Annotated in this window: 16 protein-coding genes and 1 pseudogene; 6 read left to right on the top strand and 11 right to left on the bottom strand. The window is 58.3% G+C overall.

Translation table 11 applies throughout. From position 1 onward, the window contains the following. Positions 1-54: 54 nt before the first annotated feature. The 3 genes from ACS5Q8_RS15060 to ACS5Q8_RS15050 all read right to left on the bottom strand — a co-directional run bounded on the left by ACS5Q8_RS15060 (position 55) and on the right by ACS5Q8_RS15050 (position 3,423). Positions 55-1,287 carry a D-alanyl-D-alanine carboxypeptidase family protein gene (locus tag ACS5Q8_RS15060; RefSeq protein WP_465159086.1) on the bottom strand — a complete coding sequence of 411 codons (1,233 nt, stop codon included), beginning with the start codon at positions 1,285-1,287 and terminating at the stop codon, positions 55-57. Positions 1,288-1,367: 80 nt separating this feature from the next. Further along, a complete protein-coding gene (locus ACS5Q8_RS15055) occupies positions 1,368-2,765 on the bottom strand; it encodes a sensor histidine kinase (RefSeq protein WP_276193118.1) in 1,398 nt (465 codons plus the stop codon). Further along, positions 2,743-3,423 carry a response regulator transcription factor gene (locus tag ACS5Q8_RS15050; RefSeq protein ID WP_247398301.1) on the bottom strand — a complete coding sequence of 227 codons (681 nt, stop codon included), beginning with the start codon at positions 3,421-3,423 and terminating at the stop codon, positions 2,743-2,745. The genes ACS5Q8_RS15055 and ACS5Q8_RS15050 overlap by 23 nt, the downstream gene beginning before the upstream one ends. A gap of 801 nt (positions 3,424-4,224) precedes the next feature. Here ACS5Q8_RS15050 and ACS5Q8_RS15045 point away from each other — a divergent pair. The 3 genes from ACS5Q8_RS15045 (at position 4,225) to ACS5Q8_RS15035 (ending at position 8,360) form a co-directional block, all read left to right on the top strand. Then, positions 4,225-5,547: a chloride channel protein gene (locus tag ACS5Q8_RS15045; protein ID WP_247398297.1), complete on the top strand. Its 1,323-nt coding sequence runs from the start codon at positions 4,225-4,227 to the stop codon at positions 5,545-5,547. A 213-nt stretch (positions 5,548-5,760) separates the two neighbouring features. After that, the gene (locus ACS5Q8_RS15040) at positions 5,761-7,641 is read left to right on the top strand and encodes a DUF294 nucleotidyltransferase-like domain-containing protein (RefSeq protein ID WP_276193117.1); all 1,881 of its coding nucleotides are present in this window, start codon (positions 5,761-5,763) and stop codon (positions 7,639-7,641) included. Next, the gene (locus ACS5Q8_RS15035; protein WP_276193115.1) at positions 7,638-8,360 is read left to right on the top strand and encodes a 3'-5' exonuclease; all 723 of its coding nucleotides are present in this window, start codon (positions 7,638-7,640) and stop codon (positions 8,358-8,360) included. Before ACS5Q8_RS15040 ends, ACS5Q8_RS15035 begins: the two co-directional genes overlap by 4 nt. A 193-nt stretch (positions 8,361-8,553) precedes the next feature. On the opposite strand, the pseudogene ACS5Q8_RS15030 reads toward ACS5Q8_RS15035, so the two are convergent. The 8 genes and pseudogenes from ACS5Q8_RS15030 to ACS5Q8_RS14995 form a co-directional block, all read right to left on the bottom strand. Then, positions 8,554-8,985: pseudogene (locus ACS5Q8_RS15030) on the bottom strand (mechanosensitive ion channel family protein); the annotation flags it as partial. A gap of 275 nt (positions 8,986-9,260) precedes the next feature. Next, on the bottom strand, positions 9,261-10,928 hold the full coding sequence (locus ACS5Q8_RS15025; RefSeq protein WP_247398282.1) for a BCCT family transporter: 1,668 nt from the start codon (positions 10,926-10,928) through the stop codon (positions 9,261-9,263). Positions 10,929-11,356: 428 nt separating this feature from the next. Next, positions 11,357-11,881, bottom strand: a complete 525-nt coding sequence (locus tag ACS5Q8_RS15020) for a DUF2867 domain-containing protein (RefSeq protein ID WP_426099847.1) — start codon at positions 11,879-11,881, stop codon at positions 11,357-11,359. 315 nt (positions 11,882-12,196) lie between these two features. Continuing rightward, on the bottom strand, positions 12,197-13,294 hold the full coding sequence (locus ACS5Q8_RS15015; protein WP_426099846.1) for a polyamine ABC transporter substrate-binding protein: 1,098 nt from the start codon (positions 13,292-13,294) through the stop codon (positions 12,197-12,199). A gap of 63 nt (positions 13,295-13,357) precedes the next feature. Then, entirely contained in the window at positions 13,358-14,227 is an 870-nt protein-coding gene (locus ACS5Q8_RS15010; protein WP_247398273.1) for an ABC transporter permease subunit, read from the bottom strand. Continuing rightward, positions 14,224-15,105, bottom strand: a complete 882-nt coding sequence (locus ACS5Q8_RS15005; protein WP_276197942.1) for an ABC transporter permease subunit — start codon at positions 15,103-15,105, stop codon at positions 14,224-14,226. Before ACS5Q8_RS15005 ends, ACS5Q8_RS15010 begins: the two co-directional genes overlap by 4 nt. Positions 15,106-15,149: 44 nt before the next feature. Then, positions 15,150-16,292 (bottom strand): ABC transporter ATP-binding protein, encoded by a 1,143-nt coding sequence (locus ACS5Q8_RS15000; protein ID WP_276193112.1) that lies wholly within the window; start codon positions 16,290-16,292, stop codon positions 15,150-15,152. 245 nt (positions 16,293-16,537) lie between these two features. Further along, positions 16,538-17,299: a gamma-glutamyl-gamma-aminobutyrate hydrolase family protein gene (locus tag ACS5Q8_RS14995; protein WP_443693420.1), complete on the bottom strand. Its 762-nt coding sequence runs from the start codon at positions 17,297-17,299 to the stop codon at positions 16,538-16,540. Positions 17,300-17,566: 267 nt separating this feature from the next. Between ACS5Q8_RS14995 and ACS5Q8_RS14990 the strand changes: the two genes are divergently transcribed. The 3 genes from ACS5Q8_RS14990 to ACS5Q8_RS14980 are packed head-to-tail and all read left to right on the top strand — an operon-like array spanning position 17,567 to position 21,807. Then, positions 17,567-18,943: a glutamine synthetase family protein gene (locus tag ACS5Q8_RS14990; RefSeq protein WP_426099844.1), complete on the top strand. Its 1,377-nt coding sequence runs from the start codon at positions 17,567-17,569 to the stop codon at positions 18,941-18,943. Between the two features lie 33 nt (positions 18,944-18,976). Then, a complete protein-coding gene (locus ACS5Q8_RS14985; protein ID WP_276193109.1) occupies positions 18,977-20,467 on the top strand; it encodes an aldehyde dehydrogenase in 1,491 nt (496 codons plus the stop codon). A gap of 59 nt (positions 20,468-20,526) precedes the next feature. After that, entirely contained in the window at positions 20,527-21,807 is a 1,281-nt protein-coding gene (locus ACS5Q8_RS14980; RefSeq protein ID WP_247405779.1) for an NAD(P)/FAD-dependent oxidoreductase, read from the top strand. The last annotated feature ends 165 nt before the right edge of the window (positions 21,808-21,972 follow it).

Below are 21,972 nucleotides of genomic sequence, written 5' to 3'. Positions count from 1 at the left end.
GCGACTGCGATGGGGGCCGGCTTTTGCCGTGTAATCAGCGGGTATTGAAGCGACTCATGCGATCTCGGTCTCATCGAACCAGCTACGGATCGTCCGGGTGAAAAACAGATGCACGGTATCCCACCAACGTGTCCACCAATAGCCTTGCTCTGCGTCCACAAGGACGACCAATGGCCGCTCCCCCAGTTTATGTTCGGCGTCGAACAGATCTAGCCTTCCGATGACTGTGCCTGCAGTGATAGGGGCTTCGATCGGACCGTCAAACGCCAAGCGCATCTCGATTTTTCGACTTGCGTTTTTAGGCAGCGTGAGAGTCATGTCGTCGAGCAACCCCACGCTGATGGACGGTTGTTTACCCTTCCAGAGCGCAGCCTGTGCGAGTACTTCGCCGCCTTTCTTATAGGTTTGGATGTCGTAGAAGCGAAAACCGTACCCCATCAGCTTTTCTGTTTCTTCCGCACGTTTACGGGTGCTACTGGCGCCCAGTACTGCACTGATCAAGCGTTGCCCATCCCGCTGTGCGGAGGCCACCAAGCAATACCCCGCCGCCTCTGTATGACCGGTCTTCAAACCGTCGTAGATGGAATTGCGCCACAACAGTGCGTTGCGGTTGGATTGCTGAATGCCGTTCCAGGTGAAGGTTTTCTTGGCGTAGAGAGGGTAGTAGGTGGTCCCTTCATTGATGACTTTCAGAGCTAAGGTCGCCATGTCTCGCGCGGAGGAGTAATGCTCCGGGTCCGGTAGACCGGTGGAGTTCATAAAGTGCGTGTTGATCAATCCCAGCGTTGAAGCGGTCGAGTTCATCATCCCGACAAACCCGCCTTCACTTCCCGCGATATGTTCGGCCAACGCCACGCTGGCGTCGTTGCCTGAATCGATGATCACGCCGCTCAGCAAGTCGTGAACCGAAGCAGAACTGCCAGGTTCGAGGAACATGCGTGAGCCACCAGTGCGCCAGGCGTTTTCGCTCACGACGACTTGGTCATCGGCGCTTATCCGCCCCGACTTGAGCTCACGTGTAGTGACGTAAGCCGTCATTAATTTGGTGAGGCTGGCCGGGGGGAGGCGTGCATCACTGTTGTGGCTGGTAATTACGCTGTCCGTTGCCGCGTCGATCAGTATCCAGGCTTCGGCACCCAGCTTCGGTGCAGCGGGGATCATTGCCCCCAGGGTTGCATTGGCAGCCAGCGCGTCGTTTGCCCAAAGAAGCGGTGGCGTTACACAAAGCACGGTCAACACACGCAGGAACAGCAGATATCTCACAAGCAAAAGGCCTTGGGTCAGCAATAAGTGCTGCCAAATTAGGCCTCGCAGGCGGGGCGCTCAAATTAACCAGTGTTAAGTTAAATTTAATGTTCAGGTACAGATCAATCGGTGGCTTGACCGATGAACAGCGGGCAATGAATCAATACGCATGTTCCCCTGTCCAGGGCGGCAGGGCGGATATCCAGTGTGTACCCGTGCAATTTGACGATGGCGGCGACTAACGATAAGCCTAAGCCGTGGCCAGGGTTTATCTGGCTTCCCTCACCGCGATAGAGCCTGCGAATGACATGTGTACGATCCGCTTCAGGGATGCCGGCACCATCGTCGACGACTTCAATCATGACCGATGAATCCTTGACGCTCCCGCGCAATTCGATATGGCCGCCCTCAGGGGTAAATTTAAGGGCGTTATCGAGCAGGTTGACCAGCGCTTCGAACAGCAACGAAGAGTCGCCGTACACCCTGGGACAATCGCTGGGAATGGCCAACGAAAGCGTTTGGGAGCGGTCCAGCGCCATCGGCTCATAAAATTCATGCGCCTGTTTCAACAGCGCCATGATCGGAAAGGGCGCAAATGCAGAACGACGACGAATATCCTCAAGCTCGGCAACCCGCAGCAGCCCTTGAAAACGCACCATGATCGACTCGCTCTCCTCAAACGCCTGGTTCAAGGCCTGCTCATGTTCACGCGCCAGCGGCAATTGCTGCAACTGATAGAGCCTTGCGCGCAAGCGTGTCAACGGCGTGCGCAAGTCATGGGCAATACCGTCGCAGACGCTTTTGACTTCATACATCAGTTGCTCAATATGATCGAGCATCGTATTGACGGCGCTGGCCAGCATATCCAGTTCATCGCGGCGTGCGGACAACGGCAAACGTTCAGACAGGTTGCCGGAGACAATACTTTCGGTACACAGCTGCAGGCGTTTGACACGCCGCAATGGCCGCCGCCGTAATAAACGCCAGCCAATCAATCCGGGGATAAGGGTTAATGACAACCCCCACATCAGTGCCTGCTCGATAATGCCACCCACGGCGGATATTGACCCTCCGTCACGGGCCAGAATGAGGATATGCCCGTCGGGGCGTCGTGCCATCAGGGCATAGCTGCTTCTGGTTTCGGTGCTGGGTAACGCAATGCTCAGGCCGCGCTCAAGGTAATGGACTTGGCCATCGTCGGGCAGGTTGGAGCGTAGTTTCAGCAGGTCGCCGGCGACGTGTTTGCCATCGGGTGCAAACAAGCCGTAGGCGTCGATCCCTGGCGTTGAAAAAGCCTCACTGGCAGCCAGCTCTGCGAGCAATTGGGTGTCGTCGATCTGTTGATAATAGTGGGCGCGTTGCAACAACGTCCGTTCAGCGACCGTTCCGAGATAGTGGGAAATTTCCCAGTACAGCACACCCGTAAAAAGTGCGCCCCAGGCCACGAAAAACACTGCGTAAAACCCGATCAGCCGACTTCCGGACGAGCGCCAATCCTCATTTTTGGGTAACGAGGACATAGCCGGCACCGCGTATTGTATGGATGACAGGCGAGTTTTCGTCGCTTTCCAGCTTTTTGCGCAGTCGACCGATGTGCACATCAATGATGTTTGTTCCAGGGTCGAAGTGGTATCCCCAGACGCCTTCAAACAGCATGGTGCGCGTGACCAACTGGCCGGCACTGCGCATCAGGTAATTGAGCAGCTTGAACTCGGTGGGCAGCAGTTGGATGTCTTCGTCATTTCGAGTCAGTTTGTGCTCTACCAGGTCCAGGCGCAGGTTTCCGCAACTGAGGTGGGGGTTGCTGGGGTCTGCGGCAGTGCGTCGAAGCAATGCATCCAGGCGTGCGACCATCTCGACCGCGGAAAACGGCTTGGTCAGGTAATCGTCGCCGCCCGCACGGAGCCCCAGGACGCGCTCATCCACATCGGACAGTGCGCTGATCATCAAGACCGGTGTTTGAATCCCAAGGCTGCGCAAGGTGCTGACAATTGTCAGCCCGTCAAAGTCAGGCAGCATGCGATCCAGGGTAATGGCGTCGTAGCCGCCTGCAATCGCCAAGGCCAGTCCGTCGCGGCCGGTAGCAGCCCACTTTGAGCTGAAGCCGTGGCGTTGGAGCTCAGCGACGATGATTTCAGCAGTCACCTGATCGTCCTCTATGACCAACGCACTACTCATGATTTCCTCCATTTGAACGTGTTTTCAGCGCTCCCGACTCAATGCCGACACCCAATGCATGTGAACCCTATTGATCTAAGGCGCGCCCGAATACTAACTATTTCTTAACCCACCTTAACCTTCCCACCTCGTCAGCATGGATATATTCGCAATAACAACCTAACGCGCTGACTTAGATGAGGGGGACATAGTGACGACTTATCTGGCTTTCTTCTTGCTGACTTTTGCCTTGGTGTGCGCCCACACGAGCTGGATGACCCGAAAGAGAGAGCGCAGTGATGGCGCCTAGGCATTCGGGCTTGCCGGTTGCGTGCGTCGTCGCACGCTGCGTGGCCGGGCGAAGAAGGGGGCCGGCTGATCGTGTTAATCCGACCATCAGCCGGCCTTGCACGTCCATATTTGAATAAAACGCTGGCGAGCGGTTGGCGCGCCAATCCAGGGATTCAGGGCGTGACACTGGCCATCAACCCACAGCGGGTAATCGCCAGCCTCCGGTGTGCGCCCCAGGCGCAAGGGTTGCAGCGGCGGCCAGCATGGCGAAGCGGTTCTTTACGCGCATGGGAATCTCTGCGTCTTGTTTGTTTTTATTCAGGGCGACTCCACAGTAGTTGATTGATCAGCACAGTCGCGAGCGGACAGTCCTACCCTGCATCAGATTGCCGGGGTAACTGCACGTGGAGTGGGTAGCAGGGGAAGATGATGGCTATAATCCTTTAGCCGCTGCTGGCTGGACCTGACCGTTTAACCCGGTAGTCTTGTTTTCTGGGTTTTATTTAACCTCAACAACGGGAATCCGCTCGGGTGATCAAGCCGATATTACTCATACGTCGTCGCTTTGCCTCGATCCGATGGCGTACTCGTGTGACGCTCTGGGCTGCTGCTACCCTCGCCGGGTTACTGGTTGTGCTGTTCGCCCGGCTGGCCGACCTGGCGCTGATGCAGTTCGTTCAACAAACCGCCGGCCGGCCTTGGCTGCCGTTTATCTACACGCCTTTGATCGGCATGTTTGTCGTATGGATGACCACCCGCTTTTTTGTCGGGGCACAAGGCAGCGGTATTCCTCAGGTCATTGCGGCTACACGGTTGGCCCATCAAGGTAAACCCGTGGATAAGTTGGTGTCCTTGCGCCTTGCTGTTGCCAAGATAGGGCTAGGTACTCTGGCGTTGACCGGTGGTTTTTCAGCCGGGCGTGAAGGCCCGTCAGTTCAAGTCGCCGCCTCGATCATGCATTTCTTTCACCGTTATCTGCCTAACGCTCGAATCATCCGCCCCGAAGACCTCATTCTGGCCGGTGGTGCAGCGGGTATTGCCGCCGCGTTCAACACGCCTTTGGCCGGTGTGGCCTTTGCGGTGGAGGAGTTGGGGCGTAAGTTGGAAACCCGTACCAGCGGGGTATTGCTCAGTACGATCATCTTGTCGGGGATGGTCGCGATTGCTTTGCAGGGCAACTACAACTATTTCGGGCATTTCGACGTGCAAGAGGTCAATCTCGATATCGTTATCCCGGTACTGGCGATTGGTATTGGCTGCGGCCTTATGGGAGGGTTGTTCAGTCGGATGCTCCTGTGGCCGCAGAGGTATCGCCGATTTTTCGTATGGGAATGGCGTCGCATGCACCCTGTCTGGTTCGCAGGTGGTTGCGGGATGATCGTGGCTATTCTCGGTTGGCTCAGTGGCGGGATGTCCTTTGGCAGCGGTTATGGGATCACATCCCAGATCATCGTGTCTGATATCGGTCTGCCCTGGCACGCGCCGATCACGCGTTTTCTCGCGACCGTAGTGACTTATTTTTCCGGTATCCCGGGCGGTATTTTTGCCCCGTCTCTGGCGGTAGGGGCTGCGGTAGGCGCCAACGTCGCTGAGTTCTTCGCTCTGGCGGCACAGCCCATCATTGCCTTATGCATGGTTGGCTTTCTGGCGGCTGTCACGCAATCGCCGATCACGTCCGCGATCATCGTGATGGAGATGATCGACAGCCATGGCATGGTGATCAGTCTGATGGCTGTTGCGCTGATTGCCAAAGCAGTCAGTGCCAGGATGGGGCCTGAGCTCTATCAACAGTTGGCGCGTGGCTTTCTGCAGTCGGAGGGCAATGACGCCGCCACGCAAAAAGCCAAACCATAGGCTGGGTCAGCGCAACTGCGCTGCGCCCTGGGTGAATGCCGCACTTGCTGGCCTCGCAAACATTACGGTAAGCCGTTACGCAGTAGTTGGTGCAGCGCATAGCGCTTGATCCTCGTCCCGGGATGTGATGTGGTGGCTAACACTGTAAAGACGATTACCCTTCGCCAACTATGGCGTTTGCAACGTATATTTTTTCCAGCATTTCGAGGTTTCATGCAAATCGAGTTACAGGAGATTAGCGACCACCTCTATCGTTTCGCCCCATTTGATACGCTGCCAAAGGAGTCGGTAGACGCCATCGCTCGGCGGGTAGAAGTAAGTTATTTCAAGGCCGGCAGTGACATCCTTGAAGCGGGTGCGATTATTCAGGACTTGCACTATGTGCGCAGTGGTGCCGTGGAGATCTACCGGCGTAATGGCGAACTCTACAACCGACTTGTCGAAGGCGACATATTCGGGCAAGCAGGTCTGTTGCGCAGTAACAAGGTGCGTTTTCCTGCCAGAGCATTGGAAGATAGCCTGATCTATTACATACCCGCCGACGTCTTCGCTGATCTGTGCGCGCAACATGATGCTTTCGCCGACTTTGTTGAAGCCGAGGGGCACTCCAGGCTCAAGACGGCCGTTGAGGCGCAGGGCCGTGCGAGTGAACTTATTCAGCTCAAATGCCGTGCCCTTATCTCACGACCCCTGGTGTGGATCGCGTCGGATGCTTCTGTCGGCGACGCGGCAAAAGTCATGACAGAGCAAAGTGTTTCTTGCGTGTTGGTGATGTCGCCTACGGGCTTGCAGCCGGCTGAAATCCAAGGGATCGTGACTGATCGCGACCTGCGCACGCGCGTTGTTGCTGCTGGCCGAAACGCTGATGAAACGAGCGCCAGCGACATCATGACTGCCGACCCGGTTGCGATCGGCGCCGATGACTCAGTGTTTGAAGCCATGCTGATGATGTTGCGCCGCAATATTCACCATTTGCCAGTCGTCCACCATGGCCATCCGATCGGTCTGATCAACCTGTCGGATATCATTCGCTACGAGTCGCACAGCAGTTTGTACCTGGTAAACAGAATCTCTAATCAGACCTCCGTCGAAGGCCTGAAATCGCTTTTGCGCGACCTGCGTGGAACCTACATCCGCATGGTGCGTGATGGCGCCACTGCACACATGATCGGCAGCGCAATTTCCGGCATTGGCCGGGCCTTTACCCAGCGTTTGCTGGAACTGGCAGAGAAGAAACTGGGGCCGCCTCCGGTGCCTTACTGCTTTATGGTGCTCGGTTCCATGGCGCGCGATGAGCAGTTGTTGGTGACTGACCAGGACAACGCATTGGTGCTTGACGACAGCTTCGATCCGATCCAGCACGATGCTTACTTTCGGGCCTTGGCAACGTTTGTGAGTGATGGCCTGGCCGCGTGCGGTTACAGCTACTGTAAGGGCGGGATAATGGCGACCAACGATCAGTGGCGTCAGCCCTTGAATGTGTGGCGACGTTATTTCGATCAGTGGATCGAGAAACCTAACCCGACGACGTTGCTCAATAGCTGTATTTTTTTCGACCTTGACGGTGTTTTTGGCCAGCTTGAGTTGGTACAAGAGCTAAAAACTCTGTGTGCTCGCAAATCCAGCGCACACCCTGTTTTTCTGAGTGCCATGGCTCGAATTGCGCTTGACCGGACGCCGCCATTGGGGTTTTTCCGTACTTTTGTCGTCGAGACAGACGGGCAGCACAAAAGGATCATTAATCTCAAGGGGCGGGGCACCGCTCCGCTGACTGACCTTATCCGCATCCATGCGCTTGCGTGCGGCAGTACCGCGCAGAATTCGTTTGATCGCATGGATGCGATAGCGAGCAGCAACGTCATCCCGCCTGAAGGATTAAAGCAACTTCGATATGCACTGGAGTTTCTGTCGATGGTGCGAATCCGACATCAGGCAGACGCGTTGGAGCAGGGTGCTGCGCTCAATAACTACGTCGAGCCCGAGCGTTTTTCCAACAGTGAGCGGCGTAATCTAAAAGAGGCGTTTCAGGTCTTGAGTAATGGCCAGAATTTCTTGCGATTCCGCTATCCTCCAAAAGGTCGCCTCGCGTCATGAAGCACATGAATGCGCAGCCCAATCGTAAAATGCTGGACTGGTCTTCCAGGTTTGAGACATTGGCGCAAAACGCCGTTAACAGCCGCTTGCGACAGTTCTATCAAGCCGGTGCAGTCTCAGCCCAGGCCTCCATTGAGAGTGTGCAACTGCTCGCAATGGATGTGGAAACCACCGGTCTTGATGCACACGCGCACAGCATTGTGAGCATCGGCGTGATGCCGTTCACACTACAGCGCATTTATTGCGGGAACTCACTTTACTGGGTGATAAACCCATCTTCCGAACTGAATGAAAAGTCAGTGACTTTTCATCACATAACCCATACCGAGATTCTCGATGCTCCCACCTTTGCACAGGTGCTAGATCCGTTGCTGACGGCTATGACCGGCAAGGTGATGGTCGTCCATTATCGCAATATCGAGCGCGCCTTCTTGGATCAGGCAGTCCGTAGATATTTAGGGGAGGGGCTGGACTTTCCAGTCATCGATACGATGCAGTTAGAGGCTCGACTGCATCGGCAAAAACTCGGTTGGTTTGCCCGACTCATGGGGCGCTCACAGCAATCCATACGATTGGCAGATAGTCGCAAGCGGCTTGGCCTTCCGGCGTACCATGCCCACCACGCTTTAACCGATGCCCTTGCGACAGCAGAATTGTTGCAGGCGCAGATCGCGACTCACTATTCAACGTCCACCCCGGTTGGCGAGTTGTGGAATTGACTCAGTTGCTCAACTGCTGGCGTTAACGCGCGAGGCTAACGCCATTTGATAGTAACCGCTCCTTGAACCCTGCATTCAAAGCGCTTGGTTGATCCCGCGCTACCTCGCCTGACCTGGTGCGATCCAAATCCAAATCCAAGTGACGCCGCCAAGCGCACTGGGCAATGATGTCGATCAGGCAAGGCACGAGCCTCTAGATCGGGTGTTTGGAATCATTCAAAAGCCTATCCTTGCCGGGATCGGAGGCAATGTAGACCGTGCGTGACGGATAGGCAAAGTTGACGCCCAGTTCCTCGAACGCGTCGATTATTCCAAGATTGATGTCTTGCTGGACATCCATATAAACGTTGTAACTAGGGTCGAGCACGATGTAAACGGTCTCGAACTCTAACGCACTATTGCCGAAGTTTCGAAAGTGACAGCGATCGAATCGTGCTCTTTCTTGCTTGCGGATAATCTGTTCTATGCGTTGCGGCACGTCTCTAACTTGTTGCGGAGAGCAGTGGTAGGTCAACGCAATTTCGAACACGACTCGGCGTTCTTGAAGCCTTTTATAGTTTTGTATGGTACTTCCGATCATTGCGGCGTTCGCCATGACGATCTGTTCGCCCCCCAAGCGACGTATCGTGGCTGATATGGGCATTGGGTAGTACAGATACTGTCCGACGTTTTCTCCGAAAAAAGCCAATCGCCGCCCTGGCCAAGATAAAGCTGATCATTGCCAGTGAGGTAGCGACAATCCAGTTAGCTAACGCTATTCCCAGAAAGTTGTGGATGACGAAGAAACTATTGATTTGTTGGAACATATTGCCCTCGGTTTTAGCTTCAAGGTGCAAACGGATTGACGTGTTACACCTTGAAACTTGAAGCGAAAGTTACGTATGTCTTAGCTCATGTTCACTAACGAGGCTCAGTCATCAATCCTTTCACGAGAGAGATACATCCCAACATCAGAACGATTGCGAAGGGCAAACCTGTGGAAACTGCCATCGCCTGCAGTGCTACCAGACCACCCCCCAATAGAAGGGCAATCGCAATCACGCCCTCGATGACCGCCCAGAACACACGTTGAGGCACCGGCGCATCAACCTTACCCCCGGCGGTGATCGTATCGATCACCAACGAACCGGAGTCCGAAGAAGTAATAAAAAACACGATGACCAGAATGATGCCCAGGAATGAACTGATCTCCTTAAGCGGCAGTTCTCCCAGCATGGCGAACAGTTTCAGTTCCAGCACAGCGTCCTTGACGCCCATCACGCCCTGTACCGTCGCTTGGTCAATGGCCGTTCCGCCGAACGTGGTCATCCACAGCACAGAAACCACTGAAGGAACGAGCAGGACAGAGATCAGAAACTCTCTAACCGTTCGACCACGACTGACGCGCGCGATAAACATGCCTACAAACGGCGACCAACTGATCCACCAAGCCCAATAGAAGGCCGTCCAGCCTTGGGTGAATTGAGTGTCAGTGCGTCCGAATGGGTTCGAAAGTGCCGGCAGGTATTCAACATACGTCACCAGGTTTTTGAAGAAACCCGTGAAGATGGCCAACGTCGGCCCCACTACGATGATAAACACCAGCAAGAGTAATGCGAGTCCCATATTGATCTGGGAAAGCATCTTGACACCCTTGTCCAAGCCGGCAAGGACTGACCAAAGAGCGATCAAGGTGATACCAACGATCAGCACGACCTTGCTGAGATTCGTCGATCGGATTCCGAAAAGGTATTCAATCCCTGCGGCAGCTTGTTCTGCACCAATGCCCAGCGAAGTCGCCAACCCGAATAGCGTGGCGAATACCGCCAGGATATCGATGATATGCCCTGGCCATCCCCAAACACGCTCGCCCAATAGGGGGTAGAAAATTGAGCGTATCGAAAGCGGTAAGCCCTTGTTGTAAGAAAACAACGCCAAGGACAGCGCCACTATCGCGTATATCGCCCAGGGATGGAGCCCCCAGTGAAAGATCGTGGCAGCCATCGCCAAATCGGCGGATGCCTTCATGTCGCCTGCAGCCCCTCCTAACGGCGCCCAGTCCGTGCGCACGCCGCTGGCATCGACTGTCACACCGCCCATGGACGCAGCGTAATGCGACATGGGTTCGGCTACGCCATAAAACATCAAACCAATGCCCATGCCTGCGGCAAAAAGCATTGAAAACCATCCGACGTAGCTATGGTCTGGCTTGGCATCTCTGCCGCCCAAGCGAACCTTACCCAGCGGAGAGAAAATCAACGCAATGCACAGCACGACAAAAACATTCGCAATGCTCATGAAGAGCCAGGCAAGGTGGCTGGTTAACCAGTTTCGGATAGAGCTGAAGAGGGGTTCAACTTCGTTCTGCAATGCCAGCGTCAAAACCACGAACAGTAAAATGGTGGCCGCTGAAATAATGAACACTTTGCCGTGGATATCGAGCGAGAACGAAAACTCTCCCTTGATGTTGTCTTGACCGATCACATAGTCAGTGTCGATCAGATTGGCAGCTCCGCTCGGTGCTGGAATACCGTCCTCACTGGGGACGTGAGGGATGTTTGGCCGATCATCCGTAGGCTTTTCAACCATGAGAATCTCCTTATTGGTGGCACGCCATGACGTGCAGTTGTCATTATCCCCGCTGTTCCTATGGTTAAACGAGATGTTAGCCGCTTTATCCTAACAAGCTTTGCGGACAAATCCGGTAAAACCTGTCTATTTCAAGGCCGCTTGGTCGAATAGGTGACCGCCACCGGACTTCTTTGCGGTTTCAAACTGTGTGATGTGCGTGCTCGGCTCCGAGCTCAAAGACACCTGCGACCTGCCCATCCAGCCAGCAAAGCGCTTGGCCGTCGGTCACCCTTCCAACGGGCAAACCGTTATCTTTGAGGATTGGGCCCTGTTCAGTATGGGCTTCGAAGTGGGCGTCGAATGGCCGCCTAAAGTGCCTTGGCGCTTGAGTGTCTGTTCCCGCGGCTCGTGGAACGCACTGAGCTTGAACGCGGGTATGAACAACGCTAGCGCTGATTGAGCATGGCCAGCATGCGTGGCGCGATAAAGCGATGGAACGGCGCCACCGGCAGCATATACAGGCGGCCCAGCCAGTTGTGCGGCTGGACCACGGTGGAAAGTACCGCCCGGCGGGTCCCTTGCGCGTCGAGCGGCATAAGGTTGATGGCCAGGTACACATCTAGGTGCCGGTCTTGGTCGACCAGCAGAACCTCGTCGGGGGTTTGCGAGACCAGGGTGAAAATCCCCACCCGGTCGCCGGGTCGATAGTCGGCATCTGCACGCTCAAGGTCGATGCGTGTCAGCCTGCCGAGGTCCTTGAGGCCAAACACCTGCACCAGTCGATTGCGCAGCGCCATCAATCGGTCGATCCAAATAGGTGTCCGGGCCATCAGCCGCAGTCCATGCCGCAAGGCGCTGCGCGCGTGGTCATCGGTCAAGGTGCTCTGGCAATCGATGAAACTGGCACCTGTGGCATGGCGGGCAATGCTTGAGTCGGGCGGGAGCGCGCAGCGGCTGACGCTGGAGTTCATAAGGTTTGTCCGAAGTTGTTATTTGGGTTCCACGAGGTGCCGCGCGCTCTTTAGCACTTCACACGAGCGCGCGATCAAGTGGGCCAGAAAGTGCAGGGCATCCTCAAGCGTTTTAATTGCTCAGTGCCGCGCACCAATGAAAGGCCCAGAGTGGCAGGGCGCTTTGGCGGCGGCTGAACGCAAAAAAGGCGCCCGAAGGCGCCAAGGGTTTCACCCTAACCGAGGGAGCCGGGTGAAGCCGTTCACAGCAAAGGTCGCGGTGGTAAGGCGCGACGGGAACGGAAGCGGGGTGCGCCGAGTGGTGGCGCGCACGTGTTAGTTGCCGAGCTTGACCTTGGTCCAGCCGCGGGTCATCAGGCGCTGCACGGGAATGGGCTGGTCGGGGATCGCGTACAGGGTCGCGAGCACTTCCTGGGGCGGGTAGGACGCCGGGTCGTTGCGGATCGCCTCGTCCACCAGGGGCGTGGCCGCGGCGTTGGCGTTGCTGTAGCCGATGCTGTTGGTGACCTCGGCGATGATATCCGGGCGCATCAGAAAGTTCATGAAGGCATAGGCATTGTCGACGTTGCTCGCGTCCCGGGGGATGGCCACCATGTCGTAGAAACTGCCGGCGCCTTCCTTGGGAATGCTGTAGTCGATCTTCACCCCGTTGTTGGCTTCTTCAGCCCGGGCGCGCGCTTGCAGCACGTCGCCGGAGTAACCCACGGCCACGCAGATATTGCCGTTGGCCAGGTCCGAGATGTACTTGGAGGAATGGAAGTACGCCACCGAAGGGCGGATCTTCATGAATACTTCCTGGGCCTGGGCGATCTGTTGCTTGTCCTGGGAGTTCACCGGGAAGCCCAGGTAGTGCAGGGCCGCTGGCAGCATTTCGGTCGGCGAATCGAGGAAGCTGATGCCGCAGGCCTTGAGTTTCGCGGCATTCTCGGGGTTGAACAGCAGGTCCCAGGAGTTCAGCGGCGCGTCGGTGCCCAGTGCCTGGCGGACTTTCTCCGGGTTGTAGCCGATGCCGATCGAACCCCACATATACGGGAAGGCATGCGCGTTGTCGGGGTCGCTGGCGGCGGCATTTTTCAGCAGCACCGGGTTCAGGTTCTTCCAGTTCGTCAGTTTGGATTTGTCCAGGGTCTGGTAGACCCCGGCCTTGATCTGCTTGGCCAGGAAGCTGTTGGACGGGACCACGATGTCGTAGCCCGACTTGCCGGCCAGCAGCCGCGCTTCCAGGGTTTCGTTACTGTCGAAAACGTCGTAGGTGACGTGTATGCCCGTCTCGGCCTCGAACTTTTTCAGGGTGTCGGGGGCGATGTAGTCCGACCAGTTATACACACGCAGCACCTTGTCGGATGCCTGGGCGCCGCCAGCCATGGCGCCCAACAGGGACAGTGTGAGCAGAGTCCTGCCAAACCTTTTCATGCATCCAACTCCATTTTTTATTGTGGGGTAAAACACGACGGCCTAGGCCGTCGCCGGTGTTCGTTATGACTGTTGGGGTTGCGGCTGCCAGGCTTCGCTGGTGGTCTGGTCCATGGCTTCCTGGATCGCCCGCTTGCGGTTCATTTCGGCCTTGCGGCTGAAATACCAGACCATGAAGGTCACCAGCGACACCGCCAGCAGAATCAGGCTGGCCACGGCGTTGATCTCCGGCTTGACCCCCAGGCGCACGGCGGAGAACACCTCCATCGGCAGGGTGGTGGAGCCGGGCCCGGAGACGAAACTGGCGAGCACCAGGTCATCCAGGGACAAGGCGAACGCCATCATGCCGCCCGCCGCCAACGACGGCGCGATCATCGGGATGGTGATCAGGAAAAACACCTTGAGTGGTCGCGCGCCGAGGTCCATCGCCGCTTCTTCGATGGACAGGTCCAGCTCCCGCAGGCGCGCCGAGACGACCACCGCGACATAGGCCGCGCAGAAGGTGGTGTGAGCGATCCAGATGGTGACGATGCCACGCTCCATGGGCCAGCCGATCATCTGCGCCATGGCCACGAACAGCAGCAACAGCGACAGACCGGTGATCACTTCCGGCATCACCAGAGGCGCGGTCACCAGGCCACCGAACAGGGTCCGGCCCTTGAAACGGGTGACGCGGGTCAGCACGAAGGCGGCCAGGGTGCCCAGCGCCACGGCGGCCACGGCGGTGTAGCAGGCAATCTCCAGGGAGCGCGCCACCGAGCCCATCAATTGGGTGTTGTCCAACAGCCCCAGGTACCACTTGAGCGACCAGCCGCCCCAGACCGTCACCAGCTTGGAAGCGTTGAACGAATAGATCACCAGAATCAGCATCGGCAGGTAGATGAACAACAAGCCGAGCACCAGCATCAGGGTCGAAAAACTGAAACGCTTCATGCCCGTGCCTCCATTTCTTTGGCCTGGCTGCGGTTGAACAGCAAGATGGGAATAATCAGGATCGCCAGCATCACCACCGCCAGGGCGGACGCCACCGGCCAGTCGCGGTTATTGAAGAACTCCTGCCACAACACGCGGCCGATCATCAGGGTCTCCGGGCCGCCCAGCAGTTCCGGGATCACAAACTCGCCGACCACCGGGATGAACACCAGCATGCTCCCGGCGATGATGCCGTTCTTGGCCAGCGGCACGGTGATTTTCCAGAAGCTGTTGAAGTTGCTCGATCCCAGGTCCGAAGCGGCTTCCAGCAGGCTCTGGTCGTGCTTGACCAGGTTGGCGTACAGCGGCAGCACCATGAACGGCAGGTAGGCGTAGACCACGCCGATGTAGACCGCCGTGTTGGTGTTGAGGATTTCAATCGGGCTTGAGGTCAGGCCGCTCCACATCAGGAAGGCGTTGAGCAGGCCGTTATTGCTGAGGATGCCCATCCAGGCATAGACGCGGATCAGGATCGCGGTCCAGGTCGGCATCATGATCAGCAGCAGCAATACGTTTTGCATTTCCTTGCGGGTCTTGGAAATCCCATAGGCCATGGGAAAGCCGATCAGCAGGCACATCAACGTGCTGAGCAGGGCGATCTTCAGCGAGCCCAGGTAGGCCGAGATGTACAAATCGTCGGCGGCCAGCAGGCTGTAGTTACCCAGGTTCAGCAGCACCTGGAGTTTCTGGTCGACGAAGGTGTAGATTTCCGAGTAGGGCGGAATCGAGACGGCCGCTTCGGAGAAGCTGATCTTCATCACCAGGAAGAACGGCAGCATGAAAAACAGGAACAGCCAGAGGAAGGGAATGCCGATCACCAGCTTGCGACCGCTGGGCAGCACACGGATCAACGCTTGATTGAAAGTGCTCATGGTCGATGTACTCATGCCCGCAGTACCACGCCACTGTCGTCTTCCCACCACACGTACACGGTGTCGCCCCAGGACGGTCGGGAGCCACGGCGTTCGGCGTTGGCCATGAACGACTGGACGATCTTGCCGTTCGGCAGCTCCACGTAGAACACTGAGTGCCCGCCGAGGTAGGCGATGTCGTGGACCTTGCCGCTCGACCAGTTGTGCTCGCCGGTCGGCATTACGGTGGTGACCAGCAGTTTTTCCGGGCGGATCGCGTAGGTCACCGACTTGTCTTCCACCGAAGTGGCGATGCCGTAGCCGACGTAGATGTCGCGGTCCAGGTCCGGGCACTGGAGCACCGCGTGACCTTCGGCGTCGTCGACCACCTGGGTCTCGAAGATGTTGACGTTGCCGATGAACTCGCAGACCAGGCGGCTCACCGGGGTTTCGTAAATGTCCACCGGGCTACCGATCTGGGCGATCCAGCCCAAGTGCATGATGGCGATGCGCTGAGCCATGGTCATGGCCTCTTCCTGGTCATGGGTCACCATCACGCAGGTCACGCCCACGCGCTCGATGATCTCTACCAGCTCCAGTTGCATCTGCGAGCGCAGCTTTTTATCCAGGGCGCCCATGGGCTCATCGAGCAGCAGCAGTTTCGGGCGCTTGGCCAGGGAGCGGGCGAGGGCGACGCGCTGGCGCTGGCCGCCGGAGAGCTGGTGGGGTTTGCGCCGCGCGTACTGGGTCATGTGCACCAGCTTGAGCATTTCCTCGACCCGCGCCTCGATTTCGCTGGCCGGCAGGCGATCCTGCTTGAGGCCGAAGGCGATGTTCTGCGCCACGGTCATATGCGGGAACAAGGCATAGGACTGGAACATCATGTTGATCGGCCGCTCATAGGGCGGCATATCGGTAATGTCCACGCCATCCAGCAGGATGCGGCCTTCGGTGGGCCGTTCGAAACCGGCGAGCATGCGCAGCAGGGTGGATTTGCCGGAACCGGACCCCCCCAGCATGGCGAAGATCTCGCCCTGGTGGATGTCCAGGGACACATCGTCCACGGCCACGGTTTCATCAAACTTCTTGGTCACGCGGTCGATCTTCACCAGCACCTTTTGTGGTGGCTGATGACCTTCCAGAGCCTTGCGATAAATGCTGGAGGCGTTTGCCATGTGAAACTCCCAACAGGTCGTCGGGCCAATGCGGCCTGACTTAATAAGGTTGATTGCAAACCTGCGTCATCAATGCGGTGCAGGTTTATTCGGCGCTGCCATCCTGGCTGCCTGGGCTTGCTTGTTGTTGTTTGGGTGTTGCCGTTCACGCCGCACGGCGGGTGCACACAGGTGCGCGCGCCGCGTGGGCAGGGCGTGTCAATCGGTGAATCGAGTACTGGTGGCCCTGTGCGGGCCGCCTTGTGTTAGCGGTGCTGACGCTGCGCGGCGCGTTGCCGACAGGCATCGCCGAAGGCCTGGAAAATACTCAGGTAGACCGGGTTCGACAGGACCTGCCATTCCGGGTGCCACTGCACGCCAAACGCAAACGCCTGGCTGTGCTCCACCGAAATGGCTTCGATCAGGCCATCCGGGGCCACGGCTTCGACCCGCAGACCGTCACCCAGGCGGTCGATGCCCTGGCTGTGGATCGAGTTGACCTGGATCTCGCCGGTCAGGCCCATGGCCTCGAACACGCCGCCGGGCTGGATCGCCACCGGGTGCGCCGGGGCGTACTGGACTTCGAGGCGTGGGTCGTCGGCTTCGCGGTGGTCTCTATAGCCCGGCAATTCATGCACCTTCTGGTGCAGGCTGCCGCCAAAGGCCACGTTCATTTCCTGGAAGCCGCGGCAGATACCGAGGACCGGCACGCCGGCCGCCACCGCTGCCCGCAACAGGGGCAGGGTGGTGGCGTCGCGCTGCGGGTCATGGGCGGTGCCCGGCGCGCTGGGAGAGCCTTGATAGTGGAAGGGTTCGACATTGGACGGCGAGCCGGTAAACAGCAGGCCATCGACGTAGTGCAGCAGATCCTTGATCTCGCAGAGGTCCGCCAGGGAAGGGATGATCACCGGCAGCCCCAGGGCCGCGACGCTGACAGCACGCAAATACTTGTCGCCGCTGACATGGTAGGGGTGCAAGCCAATCTCTTTGACGCATGCAGTAACACCGATCAATGGCTTGAGTGCCATTTTTATCACCTCGAAATTCACGCTGGAACGAGTTTTTCCAGAGCTTATCCATGTTGATTTTAATTAACAACCTTCATGTAAAAAATTATAGACGCATCGGGGTGTTGGTCTGCGTGTTTGCTTGGTTTTTGCCCTGTGTTTGCCTATCCAGTATCAATATAATTAACGAATAGCCCGCGCTTTTCGCTATTGACTTCACTTTATCTTTCGGATTGACTGCAGCTACGAAACAGCTTTGAACATAATAATTAACACAATAGGTGCATCATGTCGGTCCCACTGCGTACCGTTCAGCTCAACGAAGCCAACGCCTTTCTGAAGAAACACCCTGAGGTCCTGTACGTCGATCTGCTGATTGCAGACATGAACGGCGTGGTGCGCGGCAAGCGCATCGAACGCACGGCGCTGCACAAGGTGTATGAAAAAGGCATCAACCTCCCGGCGTCCTTGTTCGCCCTGGACATCAACGGCTCGACCGTGGAAAGCACCGGCCTGGGCCTGGATATCGGCGACTCCGACCGCATCTGCTACCCGATCCCCGACACCCTGTGCATCGAGCCCTGGCAGAAGCGCCCCACCGCGCAACTGCTGATGACCATGCATGAACTCGAAGGCCAGCCGTTCTTCGCTGACCCGCGCGAAGTGCTGCGCCAGGTGGTGAGTAAGTTCGACGACCTGGGCCTGACCATTTGCGCCGCGTTCGAGCTGGAGTTCTACCTGATCGACCAGGACAACGTGAACGGCCGCCCGCAAGCACCGCGCTCGCCAATCTCGGGCAAGCGCCCGCATTCGACCCAGGTCTACCTGATTGATGACCTCGACGAATACGTCGACTGCCTGCAAGACATCCTTGAAGGCGCGAAAGAGCAGGGCATCCCCGCTGACGCCATCGTCAAGGAAAGTGCCCCGGCGCAGTTCGAAGTCAACCTGCACCACGTCAGCGACCCGATCAAAGCCTGCGACTACGCGGTGCTGCTCAAGCGCCTGGTGAAAAACATCGCCTACGACCACGAGATGGACACCACCTTTATGGCCAAGCCCTATCCGGGCCAGGCGGGTAATGGTTTGCACGTGCACATCTCGATCCTCGACAAAACGGGCACTAACATCTTTGCCAGCGAAGACCCCGAGACCAACGACGCCCTGCGTCACGCTATCGGCGGCGTGCTGGAAACCCTGCCGGCGCAGATGGCGTTCCTCTGCCCGAACGTCAACTCCTACCGCCGCTTCGGCGCGCAGTTCTATGTGCCGAACTCGCCGAGCTGGGGCATCGACAACCGCACCGTCGCCGTGCGCGTGCCGACCGGTTCGTCAGATGCCGTGCGCATCGAGCACCGGGTGGCAGGCGCCGACGCCAACCCTTATCTGCTGATGGCCTCGGTACTGGCTGGTATCCACCACGGCCTGACCAACAAAATCGAGCCGGGGGCGCCGGTCGAAGGCAACTCCTACGAGCAGAACGAACAGAGCCTGCCCAACAACCTGCGCGACGCCCTGCGTGAGCTGGACGACAGCGAGGTCATGGCCCGGTACATCGACCCGCTGTACATCGACGTGTTTGTGGCGTGCAAGGAAAGCGAGCTGGCCGAGTTCGAGAACTCGATCTCCGACCTTGAGTACAACTGGTACCTGCACACGGTCTGACGGCCCTCCCACTTTTTGCGTTGAGCACACCCTATGACCAAGCATCGCAATGACTGGGAGCAGTACTTCCAGTCCCTGAACCTCGAAGGCCGGGCCTTTATCGACGGCGAGTACCGTTGGGCCGCCAGCGGCGAGACCTTTGACAGCATCAGCCCGGTGGACGGGCGTTTTCTGGCCAAGGTCGCCAGCACCGATGAGGCCGACGCCGACGCGGCGGTGCTCGCCGCGCGCCGGGCGTTTGAGTCTGGGACCTGGCGACTGCAAGCCCCGGCGGCGCGCAAGCGCGTGCTGATCCGTTTCGCCGATCTGATCCTCGAGCACCAGGAAGAGCTGGCACTCCTGGAAACCCTGGACATGGGCAAGCCGATCGGCGACTCCATGGCCATCGACGTGCCTGCCACGGCCAACGCGATCCGCTGGAGCGCCGAGGCCATCGACAAGCTCTACGACGAAGTGGCGCCCACGCCCCACGACCAGTTGGGCCTGATCACACGCGAACCCTGCGGCGTGGTCGCGGCCATCGTGCCGTGGAACTTCCCGATGATCATGGCCAGTTGGAAGTTCGCGCCGGCCCTGGCGGCGGGTAACTCGTTCATCCTCAAGCCTTCGGAAAAGTCGCCGCTGACCGCCATTCGCCTGGCCCAGTTGGCACTCGAAGCCGGCATTCCCCCGGGCGTATTCAACGTACTGCCGGGTTACGGCCACACCGTCGGCAAGGCGCTGGCCCTGCACATGGATGTGGACGTGCTGGCCTTTACCGGCTCCACCGGCGTGGCCAAGCAACTGCTGGTGTATTCCGGCCAGAGCAATATGAAACGGGTATGGCTGGAGGCGGGTGGCAAGAGCCCCAACGTGGTATTCGCCGATGCCCCGGACCTGCGCGCTGCCGCCGAAGCGGCGGCGGCCGGGATTGCCTTCAACCAGGGCGAGGTCTGCGTGGCTGGTTCGCGGCTGCTGGTGCAGCGTTCGATCCGCGAGCCCTTCATTGCGCTGCTGCTGGAGGCGCTCCAGGCCTGGAAACCAGGGCACCCCCTGGACCCGGCGACCAAGGTCGGCGCGGTGGTCGATCAGCGGCAACTGGACAACGTGCTGCGCTACATCGAGATCGGCAAGGAGCAGGGCGCCCAACTGCTGGTTGGCGGCCGGCGCACCCTGCAAGACACCGGTGGCCAGTACGTGGAGCCGACGATTTTCGACGGCGTGACCAATGCCATGACCATTGCCCGCGAAGAAATCTTCGGCCCAGTGTTGTCGCTGATCAGCTTCGACACCGAAGAAGAAGCGCTGGCGATCGCCAACGACAGCATCTTCGGTCTGGCGGCTGCGGTGTGGACCGCCAACCTCAGTCGCGCCCATCGCTTTGCTCGGGGTCTGCGCGCCGGCAGCGTGTGGGTCAACCAGTACGACGGTGGCGACATGACCGCGCCGTTCGGCGGGTTTAAACAGTCGGGCAATGGCCGCGACAAGTCGCTGCACGCCTTCGACAAGTACACCGAGCTCAAAGCCACCTGGGTGAAGCTCTAAGCCCAACTAACAACGGCGATTGCCAGCCCGCGCTGGCCAATCGCCAGGGAGTCCTAACCATGCAACCCCATGTAAACAGCTACTACGCCGCAACCCGCAACCACACCGGCGACTTCCCTGTGCTTGAAGAGTCGGTCGAGTGCGATGTCTGTGTCATTGGCGCCGGCTACACCGGCCTGTCGTCGGCGCTGTTCCTGGCTGAAGCCGGCTACAGCGTCACCGTGCTCGAAGCGGCCAAGGTCGGCTTTGGTGCCAGCGGGCGCAACGGCGGGCAACTGGTCAACTCCTACAGCCGTGACGTGGATGTTATCGAGCAGCGCTACGGCGAAAAGAGCGCCGAAATCCTCGGCAGCATGATGTTCGAAGGCGCCGAGATCATTCGCCAGCGCATCCAGCACTATGACATCCAATGCGACTACCGCCCGGGCGGGATCTTCGCCGCGCTGAACAAAAAGCAACTCAAAGGCCTGGTCGAACAGAAAAACAGTTGGGAGCGCTATGGCAACCGCAACCTGCAACTGCTCGACGCCAAGGACATCGCCAGCGAAGTGGGCTGTGAAAATTACATCGGCGGCCTGCTGGACAAGCAGGGTGGCCACGTCCATCCGCTGAACCTGGCCCTGGGCGAAGCCAGCGCCATTATTGGCCTGGGCGGCAAGATCTTCGAACAGTCGGCGGCCGTGGACATCACCTACGGCGAACCCAACGTGGTGCGCACGGCCAAGGGTGTGGTTCGCGCCAAGTACCTGCTGATCGCCGGCAACGCCTACCTGCAGCAAGATCTCGACCCAAGGGTGACCCGCAAAAGCATGCCCTGCGGCTCGCAGATCGTGGTCACTGAGCCGCTGTCGGAGAAAGTCGCGCGCAGCCTGATTACCCACAATTACTGCGTCGAAGACTGCAACTACCTGCTCGACTATTACCGCCTGACCGCTGACAACCGCCTGCTATACGGCGGTGGCGTGGTCTATGGCGCCCGCGAGCCGGACGACATCGAACAACTGATCCGACCGAAGATCCTCAAGACCTTCCCGCAGTTGAAAGACGTCAAGATCGACTACCGCTGGACCGGCAACTTCCTGCTGACCATGTCGCGTATGCCGCAATTTGGCCGTATCGAAAAGAACGCCTACTACATGCAGGGCTATAGCGGCCACGGTGTCACCTGTTCGCATTTGGCGGGCAAGCTGATCAGCGAAGTGATCCGCGGTGACGCCGAACGCTTCGACGCCTTCGCCTCCCTGCCACACATGCCGATGTTCGGCGGCCGCACTTTCCAGGCCCCGCTGACGGCCATGGGCGCCGCCTACTACGCCCTGCGCGACCGATTCGGTATTTGACCGGTCAGGTACATAAGCGCCGCGAGCCCCGGTCCATGCCGTCTTAGGCAGTGGCTGCGGGCTTGCTTTTTTTCTTGCGCTCGGGCGTATTCAGCGCGGCTACAGCTCTACCCACAAACGTGATTTAATAGCCGCCTTTCAGGTATCTGGGCCAGGCAGTCGGCG

Source organism: Pseudomonas sp. PAMC25584 (assembly GCF_058135675.1).
This window is presented reverse-complemented; position numbering and strand designations above follow the sequence as displayed.

What these genes read in the sequence shown, in the direction of transcription:
- ACS5Q8_RS15055 (WP_276193118.1), bottom strand. Translation starts at nt 2,765, where the DNA reads ATGTCCTCGTTACCCAAAAATGAGGATTGGCGCTCGTCCGGAAGTCGG.
- ACS5Q8_RS15050 (WP_247398301.1), bottom strand. Translation starts at nt 3,423, where the DNA reads ATGAGTAGTGCGTTGGTCATAGAGGACGATCAGGTGACTGCTGAAATC.
- ACS5Q8_RS15040 (WP_276193117.1), top strand. Translation starts at nt 5,761, where the DNA reads ATGCAAATCGAGTTACAGGAGATTAGCGACCACCTCTATCGTTTCGCC.
- ACS5Q8_RS15035 (WP_276193115.1), top strand. Translation starts at nt 7,638, where the DNA reads ATGAAGCACATGAATGCGCAGCCCAATCGTAAAATGCTGGACTGGTCT.
- ACS5Q8_RS15025 (WP_247398282.1), bottom strand. Translation starts at nt 10,928, where the DNA reads ATGGTTGAAAAGCCTACGGATGATCGGCCAAACATCCCTCACGTCCCC.
- ACS5Q8_RS15020 (WP_426099847.1), bottom strand. Translation starts at nt 11,881, where the DNA reads ATGAACTCCAGCGTCAGCCGCTGCGCGCTCCCGCCCGACTCAAGCATT.
- ACS5Q8_RS15015 (WP_426099846.1), bottom strand. Translation starts at nt 13,294, where the DNA reads ATGAAAAGGTTTGGCAGGACTCTGCTCACACTGTCCCTGTTGGGCGCC.
- ACS5Q8_RS15010 (WP_247398273.1), bottom strand. Translation starts at nt 14,227, where the DNA reads ATGAAGCGTTTCAGTTTTTCGACCCTGATGCTGGTGCTCGGCTTGTTG.
- ACS5Q8_RS15000 (WP_276193112.1), bottom strand. Translation starts at nt 16,292, where the DNA reads ATGGCAAACGCCTCCAGCATTTATCGCAAGGCTCTGGAAGGTCATCAG.
- ACS5Q8_RS14995 (WP_443693420.1), bottom strand. Translation starts at nt 17,299, where the DNA reads ATGGCACTCAAGCCATTGATCGGTGTTACTGCATGCGTCAAAGAGATT.
- ACS5Q8_RS14990 (WP_426099844.1), top strand. Translation starts at nt 17,567, where the DNA reads ATGTCGGTCCCACTGCGTACCGTTCAGCTCAACGAAGCCAACGCCTTT.
- ACS5Q8_RS14985 (WP_276193109.1), top strand. Translation starts at nt 18,977, where the DNA reads ATGACCAAGCATCGCAATGACTGGGAGCAGTACTTCCAGTCCCTGAAC.
- ACS5Q8_RS14980 (WP_247405779.1), top strand. Translation starts at nt 20,527, where the DNA reads ATGCAACCCCATGTAAACAGCTACTACGCCGCAACCCGCAACCACACC.